This is a genomic window from Isoptericola chiayiensis (assembly GCF_013149805.1).
Taxonomy (GTDB): Bacteria; Actinomycetota; Actinomycetes; order Actinomycetales; family Cellulomonadaceae; genus Isoptericola; species Isoptericola chiayiensis.
On record NZ_JABEZT010000002.1, the window covers coordinates 140,417 to 153,210 of the forward strand.

10 protein-coding genes and 1 tRNA gene are annotated in these 12,794 nt (G+C 72.7%); 7 read left to right on the top strand and 4 right to left on the bottom strand.

What is annotated here, in order from left to right; all coding sequences use genetic code 11:
* Nucleotides 1–36: 36 nt before the first annotated feature.
* Nucleotides 37–1,476, top strand: coding sequence for a pyruvate kinase (gene pyk / locus HDG68_RS03595; protein ID WP_172149394.1), 1,440 nt, complete (start codon nucleotides 37–39; stop codon nucleotides 1,474–1,476).
* A gap of 68 nt (nucleotides 1,477–1,544) precedes the next feature.
* Here the strand turns inward: pyk and HDG68_RS03600 are convergent.
* Nucleotides 1,545–1,618: transfer RNA gene (locus tag HDG68_RS03600), tRNA-Leu, on the bottom strand.
* Between the two features lie 128 nt (nucleotides 1,619–1,746).
* Between HDG68_RS03600 and HDG68_RS03605 the strand changes: the two genes are divergently transcribed.
* Together HDG68_RS03605 and HDG68_RS03610 are read left to right on the top strand one after the other, a co-directional pair.
* Nucleotides 1,747–2,412, top strand: coding sequence for an ANTAR domain-containing response regulator (locus HDG68_RS03605; RefSeq protein ID WP_172149396.1), 666 nt, complete (start codon nucleotides 1,747–1,749; stop codon nucleotides 2,410–2,412).
* Nucleotides 2,413–2,519: 107 nt separating this feature from the next.
* Nucleotides 2,520–3,269: a GNAT family N-acetyltransferase gene (locus HDG68_RS03610; RefSeq protein WP_172149398.1), complete on the top strand. Its 750-nt coding sequence runs from the start codon at nucleotides 2,520–2,522 to the stop codon at nucleotides 3,267–3,269.
* Between the two features lie 5 nt (nucleotides 3,270–3,274).
* On the opposite strand, the gene HDG68_RS03615 is transcribed toward HDG68_RS03610, so the two are convergent.
* A complete protein-coding gene (locus HDG68_RS03615) occupies nucleotides 3,275–3,700 on the bottom strand; it encodes a hotdog fold thioesterase (protein ID WP_172149400.1) in 426 nt (141 codons plus the stop codon).
* On the opposite strand from HDG68_RS03615, the gene polA reads away from it, so the two are divergent.
* Entirely contained in the window at nucleotides 3,699–6,425 is a 2,727-nt protein-coding gene (polA, locus tag HDG68_RS03620) for a DNA polymerase I (protein ID WP_172149402.1), read from the top strand. The genes HDG68_RS03615 and polA overlap by 2 nt on opposite strands.
* A 6-nt stretch (nucleotides 6,426–6,431) precedes the next feature.
* On the opposite strand, the gene HDG68_RS03625 is transcribed toward polA, so the two are convergent.
* Nucleotides 6,432–7,223 carry a class I SAM-dependent methyltransferase gene (locus HDG68_RS03625; RefSeq protein ID WP_246253552.1) on the bottom strand — a complete coding sequence of 264 codons (792 nt, stop codon included), beginning with the start codon at nucleotides 7,221–7,223 and terminating at the stop codon, nucleotides 6,432–6,434.
* An 88-nt stretch (nucleotides 7,224–7,311) separates the two neighbouring features.
* Between HDG68_RS03625 and HDG68_RS03630 the strand changes: the two genes are divergently transcribed.
* Nucleotides 7,312–8,337 carry an ATP-dependent 6-phosphofructokinase gene (locus HDG68_RS03630; protein ID WP_172149406.1) on the top strand — a complete coding sequence of 342 codons (1,026 nt, stop codon included), beginning with the start codon at nucleotides 7,312–7,314 and terminating at the stop codon, nucleotides 8,335–8,337.
* 242 nt (nucleotides 8,338–8,579) lie between these two features.
* A complete protein-coding gene (gene rpsA / locus HDG68_RS03635) occupies nucleotides 8,580–10,064 on the top strand; it encodes a 30S ribosomal protein S1 (protein ID WP_172149408.1) in 1,485 nt (494 codons plus the stop codon).
* Between the two features lie 133 nt (nucleotides 10,065–10,197).
* On the opposite strand, the gene HDG68_RS03640 is transcribed toward rpsA, so the two are convergent.
* On the bottom strand, nucleotides 10,198–12,117 hold the full coding sequence (locus tag HDG68_RS03640) for an ABC transporter ATP-binding protein (RefSeq protein ID WP_425483722.1): 1,920 nt from the start codon (nucleotides 12,115–12,117) through the stop codon (nucleotides 10,198–10,200).
* 35 nt (nucleotides 12,118–12,152) lie between these two features.
* Here HDG68_RS03640 and coaE point away from each other — a divergent pair, with 35 nt between their 5' ends.
* Nucleotides 12,153–12,788 (top strand): dephospho-CoA kinase, encoded by a 636-nt coding sequence (coaE, locus tag HDG68_RS03645; protein ID WP_172149410.1) that lies wholly within the window; start codon nucleotides 12,153–12,155, stop codon nucleotides 12,786–12,788.
* Nucleotides 12,789–12,794 lie beyond the last annotated feature (6 nt).

The following is a 12,794-nucleotide window of genomic DNA, read 5'->3' on the forward strand; positions in this document are numbered from 1 at the left end:
GTCGCGCCGGAGCCGTACGACGACGAGGCTGGAGACATGCGCAGAGCGAAGATCGTGTGCACCATCGGACCCGCGACGGCATCCCCGGAGAAGCTCCGGGAGCTGGTCGACGCGGGTATGGACGTGGCCCGGATCAACCGGAGCCACGGAGAGCAGTCGGAGCACGAGGCCGTCTACCACGGTGTGCGCACGGCGGCGAAGGAGGCCGGGCGCAACGTCGCGGTGCTCGTGGACCTGCAGGGCCCGAAGATCCGCCTGGGACGTTTCGGCGGTGACGAGAAGCACTTCCTCGACGAGGGCGACACCCTCACCATCACGACCGAGGACGTGGTCGGGACGCGCGAGCTCGTCTCGACCACCCACAAGGGCCTCCCGCAGGACGCACGGGTGGGCGACCCGATCCTCATCGACGACGGCAAGGTGCGCGTGCGCGTCACCGCGGTCGACGGCCCCCGGGTCGAGACGGTCGTCGAGGTGCCCGGCCCGGTGTCCAACAACAAGGGCCTCAACCTGCCCGGCGTCGCGGTCTCCGTGCCCGCGCTGAGCGAAAAGGACACCGACGACCTGCGCTGGGCGCTGCGTCTCGGCGCGGACCTCATCGCGCTGTCCTTCGTGCGCAGCGCCGCCGACTACGACGACGTGCGCCGCATCATGGAGGACGAGGGCCGGGTCGTCCCGGTCATCGCGAAGATCGAGAAGCCCCAGGCGGTGGACAACCTCGAGGAGGTCGTCGACGCGTTCGACGGGTTCATGGTGGCCCGTGGCGACCTGGCCGTGGAGATGCCGCTCGAGCAGGTGCCGCTGGTCCAGAAGCGGATCATCGAGATGGCGCGGCGCAACGCCAAGCCGGTGATCGTGGCGACCCAGGTGCTGGAGTCGATGACCACCAGCCCGCGCCCGACGCGCGCCGAGGCCTCGGACTGCGCCAACGCCGTGCTCGACGGTGCCGACGCGGTCATGCTGTCCGGCGAGACGTCGGTGGGCGACTACCCCATCATCACGGTGGAGACGATGGCCTCGATCATCGCCTCGACCGAGGAGATGGGACGCGAGCGGATCGCCCCGCTGGGGTCCACGCCGCACACCCGCGGCGGCGTCATCACCCGTGCCGCCGCCGAGATCGCCAACTCGCTCGACGTGAAGTACCTGGTGACGTTCACGCAGTCGGGCGACTCGGCGAAGCGGATGTCGCGGCTGCGCTCCGGCATCCCGCTGCTGGCGTTCACCCCGGAGGAGTCGGTGCGGCACGTGCTGGCCCTGACGTGGGGCACGACGACGTACCAGGTGCCCGAGGTCGGCTCCGTCGACGCGATGGTGAGCCAGGTCGACCAGACGCTGCAGGCCAACGGCCTGGCCGAGGTCGGCGACCGGGTCGTCATCGTCTCCGGCGCCCCCGTGGGCGTCCCGGGCACGACGAACTCGATCCTGGTGCACAAGGTCGGCAGCAGCTCGGACGCGCACGCGATCGCGGAGTGACGGCGCGGTCCTGACCGACGAAGGCCCGGTCCACCAGGCGGTGGACCGGGCCTTCGTGTCGGTCGTCGTGCCCCGGGCGGGATTCGAACCCGCACTGGATCGGGTTTGAGCCGATTGCCTCTGCCGGTTGGGCTACCGGGGCGTGCGCGCTGCTCATCGAACCACATCGCACGGTGCGGTGCCCAACCCGTCCGGTGCACGGCCGGCGTGCGCACGGTCACAGCACGGTGACGGTGTCGACGTGCGCACCCCGGGTCGGTGGGGACTACGATGAGAGGCGTGACCGACGAGAAGCTGAACCTCGACCTGCCCCCGCTGATCGACGAGGACACCGAGTCCACGCCGGCGGCGCCGCCCTCGAAGCCGGCGCGGCGCGCGGTCGTGGCGGAGGACGAGGCCCTCATCCGCATGGACGTCGTCGAGACGCTGCGCGAGGCGGGGTTCGACGTCGTGGGCGAGGCCGGTGACGGCGAGACCGCCGTGAACCTGGCGACCGAGCTCAAGCCGGACGTCGTCGTCATGGACGTCAAGATGCCCGAGCTCGACGGCATCTCCGCCGCGGAGCGCATCGGCAAGGCCCACGCGGCGCCGGTCGTGCTGCTGACGGCCTTCTCGCAGACCGAGCTCGTCGAGCGGGCGCGCGACGCCGGCGCGATGGCCTACGTGGTCAAGCCCTTCACCCCGGCGGACCTGCTGCCCGCGGTCGAGATCGCGATCTCCCGCTACCAGCAGATCGGCGCCCTGGAGTCCGAGGTCGCGGACCTGCAGGACCGGTTCGAGACGCGCAAGCGCGTCGACCGCGCCAAGGGCCTGCTGATGACGAAGATGGGGCTGAGCGAGCCCGAGTCGTTCCGCTGGATCCAGAAGACCTCGATGGACCGACGCCTGACCATGCGCGAGGTGGCCGACGCGGTCATCGACCAGGTGGGCGCCTGAGACACGTTGTGCGACTCCCTGGTGACCAGTAAGGTCACCAGGGAGTCGTGATCGTTTCGTGACCTTCAGTACGTGACGAGGTCACCCGTCGTCGAGGGGAGTTGTCGATGCGTCCCACGGTCGAGGTGCGCAGCGCGACCGAGGAGGACCTGCGGGCGGTCGCCGCCCTGGCGGTGGACCTCGGACCCGACGGCGGCAGCGCGGCCACGACCGACCCCGCCCGGCTGCTGGAGCACCTCAGCGTGCTGGTCGCGGCCGGCGGCCAGGTGCTCGTCGCGTGCGACGACGACCGGGTGGTCGGCTTCCTGCTGCAGCGGGTGCTGGGACCCAGGATGTTCGCCACGACGCCGAACCTCTACGTGGACGCCATCGGCGTCGACCCCGCGTGGCGTCGCCGGGGCGTGGGTCGCGCGCTGCTCGCCGCGGCGCTGGGCACGGCCCGTGCCGCACAGGCCGACAGCATCTACTGCGCGCCGGCGCCCGGCGCGCGCGAGATGCACCGCTTCCTGGCCCGGTTGGGGTTCGCCCCGGCAGCCGGCCACCGGGTCGTGGCCGTGCCGGCGCTCGAGCGTCGGCTCGCCCAGGAGCCGACCGCGGGGCCCACGGTGGTCCGACGGCGGGACGGGGCGCGTCGACGGCGTCGTGACGCCACCCGGGCCGCCATCGAGGATCTCGTGGCGCGTCGTCGGCGCGCGCGGGAGGCCGGGCTGCCGACCGGACCGGTCGACCTGCGCGCGTTCCAGGCCCAGCAGGCCGCCGCGGAGGCCGAGGCCGAGGCCGCGGAGCACGCCGCCGACACCGACGAGATCCGGCTCGAGGACGTCGCGGTCGACAGCCGCAGCTCGACGGCGTCCTGACGAGGTCAGGGTGCGTCGAGCACCATGCAGGTCAGCCGTGCGGTCGCGACGCGTCGGCCGTCGTCGTCCATCACGACGATCTCGTAGGACGCCGTCGAGCGGCCCAGGTGCAGCGCCGTCGCCGTCCCGTGGACGGTGCCGCGCCGGACCCCGCGATGATGCGTGATGCCCAGCTCGATCCCGACCGCCGCGCGGCCGGGGCCGGCGTGCATCTGGGCGGCCACGGACCCGAGGGTCTCGGCGAGCGCCGCGGTGGCGCCACCGTGCAGGAGCCCCGCCGGCTGGGTGTTCCCGGCCACGGGCATCGTGCCCGAGGCGCCCTCGGGACCGACGTGGGTCAGTTCGATCCCCGTCCGCTCGAGGAGGGTGCCGCGGGCGGCCTGCTGCCACTCGTCGGGCGTGCGGGGGTGCGAGGGCCTCGTGTCGGTCATGGACTGTAGGTTGGCACCCGTGACGACCTCAGCGCGAACCGGGACCGGAACACAGGGCACGCGGCTCCTGCTCATCGACGGCCACTCCATGGCCTACCGGGCGTTCTACGCCCTGCCCGACACCCTGGCCACGTCGAGCGGTCAGGTGACCAACGCCGTCTACGGCTTCGCGTCGATGCTGACGAACCTGCTGCGCGACGAGCAGCCGACGCACGTCGCCGTCGCCTTCGACGCCGGCCGCGTGACGTTCCGCACCGAGCGCTACGCCGAGTACAAGGCCACGCGCGACGCCACGCCCGAGGTGTTCCGCGGTCAGGTGCCGCTCATCCGCGAGGTGCTCGAGGCGTTGCGCGTGCCCGCGCTGCAGCGTGAGGGCATCGAGGCCGACGACATCCTGGCCACGCTCGCACGGCAGGGCGCGGAGGCCGGGATGGAGGTGCTGGTCTGCTCGGGCGACCGCGACGCGCTGCAGCTCGTCACCGACCGCGTCACCGTCCTCTACCCGAAGAAGGGCGTCTCCGAGCTGAGCCGCATGACGCCGGCCGCCGTCGAGGAGAAGTACAAGGTCGCTCCCGAGCGGTACCCGGACCTGGCCGCGCTGGTGGGGGAGACCAGCGACAACCTGCCCGGGGTTCCGGGCGTCGGCCCGGGCGTGGCGGCGAAGTGGATCACCCAGTTCGGCGACCTGGACTCGCTGCTGGAGCGCCAGGACGAGCTCACGGGAAAGCGCGGCGAGGCGCTGCGCGAGCACGCGGCGCAGGTGCGGCTCAACCGGGAGCTGAACGCCCTGCTGACCGACGTCGAGCTGCCGCTGGGCATCGACGACCTGGCCGTCGCGGGCTTCGACCGCGAGGCGGTCCACCGGGTCTCGGACGCGCTGCAGTTCGGTGCCCTGCGCGACCGGCTGCTCGCCGTCGACCCCGCGGGACACGAGGCGGACGCCGCGCCCGGCGACGCGGTCCGGGTGACGCTGCACGACGGCGACCTGGCGTCGTGGCTCGCCGCGCACGCCGGTCGGCGCGTCGGGCTGGACGTCTCCGGCGTCGCACGTCCGGGGCTCGGGGACGCCTGGCAGGTGGCGCTGGCCACGGGGAGCGACGCGGGGGAGGCGTCCGCCGTCGTCGTCGACCTGGCGGACCTGGACGGGGCGCAGGAGGAGTCGCTGCGGTCCTGGCTCGCGGATGCCGCGGCGCCGAAGGCCGTGCACGGTGCCAAGTCGGCGTGGCACATGCTGGCCTCGCGCGACCTCGACCTGCACGGCGTCACCTTCGACACCGAGCTCGCCGCCTACCTGTGCTACCCCGACCAGCGCGGCTACGACCTGGCGGACCTGGTGCTGCGGCATCTGGGCCGGGACCTCGCGGCCGCCGACGACGCCGCGCAGGGCGCGCTCGACCTCGAGCTGGACGCCGCGGCACCCGGGTCGGAGGCGGCGGCGCGGGCCGTTGCGGTCGTCGACCTGGCCGAGGCGCTCGACCCCGGCCTGGACGACCGCGGGGCACGCAGCCTCCTCGACGACGTCGAGATGCCCCTGTCCGCGGTGCTCGCCCGCATGGAGGCCACGGGCATCGCCACCGATACGGACTTCCTCGGCGGGCTGGAGGCCTCCTTCGCCCAGGCCGTCGCCACGTCGGCGGCCGAGGCGTACGACGTCATCGGCCGGGAGGTGAACCTCGGCAGCCCCAAGCAGCTCCAGGAGGTGCTGTTCGACCAGCTGGCGATGCCGAGGACGAAGAAGATCAAGACGGGGTACACCACCGACGCCGCCTCGCTGCAGGACCTGTTCACCCGCACCGAGCACCCGTTCCTGGCGCACCTCCTCGCCCACCGCGACGCCGCCAAGCTGCGCACCACGGTCGAGGGGCTGCTCAAGGCGGTCCACCCCGACGGTCGGATCCGCACCACGTTCCAGCAGACGATCGCGGCCACCGGGCGGCTCAGCTCGACGGACCCGAACCTGCAGAACATCCCGATCCGGACGGAGGCCGGGCGTCGGATCCGCCAGGCGTTCCGCGTCGGCGAGGGGTACGACGTGCTCCTGACCGCCGACTACAGCCAGATCGAGATGCGGATCATGGCCCACCTGTCCGGCGACGAGGGCCTCATCGAGGCCTTCAGGTCGGGGGAGGACCTGCACCGGTACGTCGGGTCCCGGGTCTTCGACGTCGACCCGGCCGCCGTGACCTCCGAGATGCGCGCGAAGGTCAAGGCCATGAGCTACGGCCTGGCCTACGGTCTGAGCGCCTACGGGCTCTCGCAGCAGCTCACGATCCCGACGGGCGAGGCCCAGGCCCTGATGGACGACTACTTCACCCGCTTCGGCGGCGTGCGGGACTACCTGACCGGCGTCGTCGAGGAGGCGCGCGCCACCGGGTACACCGCCACGATCCTGGGTCGGCGGCGCTACCTGCCCGACCTGACCAGCGACAACCGCCAGCGTCGCCAGATGGCCGAGCGGATGGCGCTCAACGCGCCCATCCAGGGCAGCGCGGCGGACATCATCAAGCTCGCCATGCTCGGGGTCCAGCACGCGATCGACGCGCAGGAGCTGCGCTCGCGCCTGCTGCTGCAGGTGCACGACGAGCTCGTCGTCGAGGTGGCCCCGGGGGAGCGCGACGCCGTGGAGGCCCTGCTCCGCGACCAGATGGGCGCCGCGGTCCGCCTCGACGTCCCGCTCGACGTGTCGGTCGGCTCCGGGACCACGTGGCACGACGCCGGCCACTGAGCCGGGTCAGTCCTTGGTCGTCACGAACACGGCCGTGCCCGGCAGGTAGGCGCCCCGGACGGGACCCCAGCCGCCCCACTCCTGGGAGTTCCAGGAGGGCCACTCGGGCTCGACGACGTCGCGCAGGCGCAGCCCGGCCGCGGCCACCTGGCGGACGTGGTCGCCGATCGTCCGGTGGTGCTCGGCGTACAGCAGCGCGCCGTCGTCGCCGGTCTCCACGTAGGGCCGGCGGTCGAAGTAGGACCGCTGGGCGGTGAGTCCGCGGCGGCTCGGGTCGTCGGGGAAGGCCCAGCGCAGCGGGTGGGTCACGGCGAAGACCCACCGGCCGCCGTCGCGCAGCACCCGGGCGGCCTCCCGGTGGATCCGCTCCGCGTCGGGGACGAACGGGATCGCGCCGAACGAGGTGAAGACCACGTCGAAGCTGCCGTCCGCGAACGGCAGGGCGCGGGCGTCCGACTCGACCTTCGGCACCGCGACGCCCGTGCTCGCGTCGAGACGGGCCGCGGCGTCCAGCATGGCGGGGGCGACGTCGCTCGCCACCACGCGGGCGCCCCGGGCGGCCAGCCAGCGCGAGCAGTGCGCCGCGCCGGCGCCGAGCTCGAGGACCCGGGCGCCGGCGACGTCCCCGAGCAGCCCCAGCTCGGACTCCGTGACGCCCTCCGGCCCCCACCGGAAGTCTGCGTCACCCAGGAACGCCCCGTGGTCCGCCAGGTACTCGTCGGCGTTCTCGTGCCACCACCGGCGGGCCGGGGTGCCGTCGTCGGGCACGTCGCGGTATCCGAACCAGGTCGCGGTCATGGTCCACATCGTGTCACCCGACACACGCAGGACACACCTGGCCGATAGCCTCGGGGTGGCCGCGGACCGTCGAGACGAGGAGAGCACCGTGCGCGTTGGACTGCTGACCGGGGGCGGGGACGTCCCCGGACTGAACGCGGCGATCCGTGCCGTCGTCAAGCGGGGGGAGGGCGAGCACGGGCACACCATCGTCGGGTTCCGCAACGGCTGGCGCGGCCTCGTCGACGGGGACGTGATGCCGTTGACGCGGCAGCACATCCGCAACGTGCTGCCGACCGGCGGGACGCTGCTCGGCACGGCCCGCTACCACCCCCACGCCGACGACGGCGGGCTCGACGCCGTGCTGGCCACCTTGGAGCAGGAGCGGATCGAGGCCCTGATCTGCGTGGGCGGCGACGGGACCCTGCACGCGGCCAGCAAGGTCGCCGAGGCGGGCGTGCGCATCGTCGCGATCCCCAAGACGATCGACAACGACGTGTGGGGCACCGACCGGTCCATCGGGTTCGACACCGCCGTGACGATCGCGACCGAGGCGGTCGACCGGATCCACACCACGGCCGAGTCCCACAACCGGGTCATGATCGTCGAGGTCATGGGGCGGCACGCCGGCTGGATCGCGGCGTCGGCGGGGATCGCGGGCGGCGCCGAGCTGGTGCTCGCGCCGGAGGAACCGTTCGACATCGACCGGGTCGTGAAGTTCCTGCGGCACCGCCACCGCGCCCACGCCAGCTTCTCGATCATCGTCGTCGCCGAGGGCGCCGTCCCGGCCGAGGGCACGGCGATGACCTACCAGACGCAGCTCGGCCCCTTCGGCGAGATCGTCGCCGGCGCCATCGGGGAGCGGTTGGGCGCCGAGATCGCCGAGCGCACCGGGTTCGACACGCGCGTGACGGTGCTCGGGCACGTGCAGCGCGGCGGCACGCCGACGCCCGCGGACCGCATCCTGGGCTCGCGCTTCGGGGTCGCGGCCATCGACGCCGTCACCGACGGCGCCTCCGGCGTGATGACGGCGCTGCGCGGCGACGACATCGTGATGGCGCCGCTGGCGGAGATCGCCGGCAAGGTCAAGCAGGTGCCGATCCGGCTGCTCGAGGTCGCCGGCGCGCTCGCGTGACCCGCGTCTCGCGCCCGTCGGACGCGCCACGTTGACCCCGTGCCCGGCGCGTCGCTAAGATGGTCGCCGGTGCAGTGCGCCGTGCGCGCGCCACATCGGCCCCACCCGTCGGATCGTCCTCGGTTCGAGAACGATCCCCGGTCGAGGACCGGGCGGCGGCGGGCTGATCGTCGATCCGTGCGTCCCACCTGCACCACGACCCTGTCCGCACTACGCCCTGTCCACATCGGAGCATCCACTACATGACCATCTCCACCACGAAGTCCGCGCCCCAGGTTGCCGTCAACGACATCGGCACCGAAGAGGACTTCCTTGCTGCCGTCGACGAGACCATCAAGTACTTCAACGATGGTGACATCGTCGAAGGCACGATCGTCAAGGTCGACCGCGACGAGGTCCTCCTCGACATCGGTTACAAGACGGAGGGTGTGATCCCGTCCCGGGAGCTCTCCATCAAGCACGATGTGGACCCGGGCGAGGTCGTCACCGTCGGTGACGCCGTCGAGGCGCTCGTCCTCCAGAAGGAGGACAAGGAAGGCCGCCTCATCCTGTCCAAGAAGCGCGCCCAGTACGAGCGCGCCTGGGGCACGATCGAGAAGATCAAGGAGGAGGACGGCGTCGTCACCGGCACCGTCATCGAGGTCGTCAAGGGCGGCCTCATCCTCGACATCGGCCTGCGCGGCTTCCTGCCCGCCTCCCTCGTGGAGATGCGCCGTGTCCGCGACCTCGCGCCGTACGTCGGCAAGGAGATCGAGGCCAAGATCATCGAGCTCGACAAGAACCGCAACAACGTGGTCCTGTCGCGCCGCGCCTGGCTCGAGCAGACGCAGTCCGAGGTCCGCTCCACCTTCCTGCAGACGCTGCAGAAGGGCCAGGTGCGCCCCGGTGTCGTCTCCTCGATCGTCAACTTCGGTGCCTTCGTGGACCTGGGCGGCGTCGACGGCCTCGTGCACGTCTCCGAGCTGTCCTGGAAGCACATCGACCACCCGTCCGAGGTCGTCGAGGTGGGCCAGGAGGTCACGGTCGAGGTGCTCGACGTCGACTTCGACCGCGAGCGCGTCTCCCTGTCGCTGAAGGCGACGCAGGAGGACCCGTGGCAGACCTTCGCCCGCACCCACGCCATCGGCCAGGTCGTGCCGGGCAAGGTCACCAAGCTGGTGCCGTTCGGTGCGTTCGTCCGCGTCGAGGACGGCATCGAGGGTCTGGTGCACATCTCCGAGCTGGCGGTCCGCCACGTCGAGCTGCCCGAGCAGGTCGTGCAGGTGGGTGCCGAGGTCTTCGTCAAGGTCATCGACATCGACCTCGAGCGTCGTCGCATCTCGCTGTCGCTCAAGCAGGCCAACGAGGGCATGGACCCGGAGTCCGAGGACTTCGACCCGGCCCTGTACGGCATGGCCGCCGAGTACGACGAGAACGGCGAGTACAAGTACCCCGAGGGCTTCGACCCGGAGACCAACGAGTGGCTCGAGGGCTTCGAGACGCAGCGTGAGGCCTGGGAGGCCGACTACGCCAAGGCGCACGCCCGCTGGGAGTCGCACCGCGAGCAGGTCCGTGCGGCCCTCTCGGCCGACGCCGAGGCTGCTGCCGGCGACGTCGTCTCCGGTGCTCCGGCCGCGTCGACGTCGTCCTACTCCTCGGCCGCCCCGGCCCCGCAGGAGGACAACGGCGGCACGCTCGCCTCGGACGAGGCGCTCGCCGCGCTCCGCGAGAAGCTGACCGGCAACTGATCCGGCCGACGTCGGGTCTCGCACCCGACGACGTCTGACGAACGGCCCGGCACCCCGTGAGGGTGCCGGGCCGTTCGCCGTTCCCGAGCCCTGGTCCGGTGCCCGCCCCCCGACCGGCCGACAGAGCGCGCCGTCAGGCGGTCGGATCGGCGGCGAACTGGGCCTGGTGGAGCGCCGCGTAGCGCCCGCCGGCGGCGAGCAGCTCGGCGTGCGTGCCCTGCTCGACGACGCAACCCTCGTCGAGCACCACGATGCGGTCCGCGTGCCGCACGGTCGACAGCCGGTGGGCGATCACCAGCGCGGTGCGGCCCTCGAGCGCGACGTCCAGCGCCGCCTGGACTGCCGCCTCGGAGCCCGAGTCGAGGTGTGCCGTGGCCTCGTCGAGCACGACGACGTCCGGCCCCTTGAGCAGGACCCGCGCGATGGCGAGGCGCTGGCGCTCGCCCCCGGACAGCCGGTACCCCCGGTCGCCGACGACCGTCTCGAGGCCGTCCGGCATGGCCGCCACGAGCGGCCACAGGTTCGCGGCGCGCAACGCCTCCTCGAGGTCGTGGTCGGTGGCGTCCGCCCGGGCGAGCCGCAGGTTGGCGGCCACCGTGTCGTGGAAGAGGTGGGCGTCCTGGGAGACCACGCCGACGGTGCGCCGCAGGGAGGCGAAGGAAACCTGCCGCAGGTCGACGCCGGCGATCCGCACGCTTCCCGACGTCGGGTCGTAGAGGCGGCTGACCAGCATGGAGATCGTCGTCTTGCCGGCGCCGGAGGCCCCCACCAGCGCCACCATCGCGCCGGACGGCACGGCGAACGACACGTCGCGCAGCGTGTCCTGCTCCGGGTCCGTGCGCGGCGCGGCCACCGACTCCAGGGAGGCGAGGGAGACCTCGTCGGCGCCGGGGTAGCGGAACGTCACCCCGTCCAGCTCGATCCGCGCGCCACGGTCACGCACGGCGGTGCGCAGGTCCACGGGGTCGTCGGCCTCGACGAGCGCGGGCTGCAGGTCGAGGACCTCCAGCACCCGTTCGAAGCTGACCAGCGCGGTCATGACGTCCACCTGGACGTTCGACAGGGCGGCGAGCGGGGCGTAGAGGCGCCCGAGGTAGGCGGTCAGGGCCACGAGCGTGCCGACGGTGAGCTCACCGGCGATCGCCTGGACCCCACCGACGCCGTACACCAGGGCGATCGCGACCGACGCGAGCGTGGTCAGCCCGACGCGGAACCAGGTCGCGTGCACGGCGCGGCGCACCCCGACGTCGCGCAGCTCCCGGACCTGCTCCGAGTACGCGGCCGACTCGCGGTCCGGGTCCCCGAACACCTTGGCCAGCTGGGCGCCGGCCACGTTGAACCGTTCGTTCATGGTCTGCCCGACCTCGGCGTTGAGCTCGTAGGTGGTGCGCGTCAGCTCGGCGAGACGCCGGCCGAACCAGCGGGCCGGCAGCACGAACGCCGGGACCAGCACCAGCGCCAAGAGGGTCAGCCGCCACGACATGACGAGCATCGCCGCCAGCGTGAAGACGACGGTCAGACCGTTGGACACGACGGCCTGCAGCGTCGCGGTGAAGGCCTGCTGTGCGCCGAGGACGTCCCCGTTGAGGCGCTGGACCAGCGCACCGGTGCGGGCGCGGGCGAAGAACGCGAGCGGCATGCGCTGCACGTGGTCGAAGACGGCGGTGCGCAGGTCCACGATCAGTCCCTCGCCGACCAGGGCGGCGACCCAGCGCTCGGCGAGCGACAGCAGCGCTGCGAGGAGCGCCAGGCCCACGGCCACGCCGGCCAGCACCAGGACGAGTCCGCGGTCGCCCGTGGCGATGCCGTCGTCGATGATGCGGCGGAACAGCAGGGGAGTGACGGCACCGGCCGCCGCGCTGCAGGACAGCAGGAGCACGAGGGAGACGAGGTGGCGACGGTAGGGGCGGGCGAACGCGAGGATGCGGCGCAGCGTCGCCCGTGACAGGCGTCGCCCGGTCACCGAGCGGTCCTGCAGGAACGAGCGCATGGGCCCGCCGCCGGGACCACCGGTCGGGCGGCTCGTGCCGGAGGTGGGGCCGTTGGGGGTCATGGCGGGAAGCCTACGGTCCGGGCAGGATGGTGCCCATGTTTCGCATCGGACTCACTGGTGGCATCGCGGCGGGCAAGTCGGTCGCAGGGCGACGGCTCGCGGAACGGGGCGCGGTCCTCATCGATCACGACACGTTGGCGCGGGACGCGGTGGCCCCCGGGTCCGTCGGGCTGGAGGAGGTCGTGGCGGCCTTCGGCCCGCAGGTGCTGACGTCGCAGGGCGCACTCGACCGCCCGGCGCTGGGGCGGATCGTCTTCGGCGACGAGGGCGCTCGGCAGCGTCTGGAGGGGATCGTGCACCCGGAGGTCCGCCGCCTCGCCGCGGAGCACGAGGCCGCGGCGGCGGCCGCCGACCCGCGGGCCGTGGTGGTCCACGACATCCCGCTGCTGGTCGAGACCGGTCAGGCCGGACGGTTCCACCTGCTCGTGGTGGTCCACGCCCCCGCGCCGCAGCGTGTGGAGCGGCTCGTCGACGTGCGGGGACTGTCCGTGGAGGAGGCGGAGCAGCGCGTCGCCGCCCAGGCCGACGACGAGCAGCGTCTCGCCGCCGCCGACGTCGTCCTGGACGGGACGGGGAGCGAGGACGCCCTGCGCGCGCAGGTGGACGACCTGTTCGACCGCGTGCGCGACGAGGTCTCGCAGGAGGCGGCGGCGGACGACCCGCGGGGCTGAGTCGCC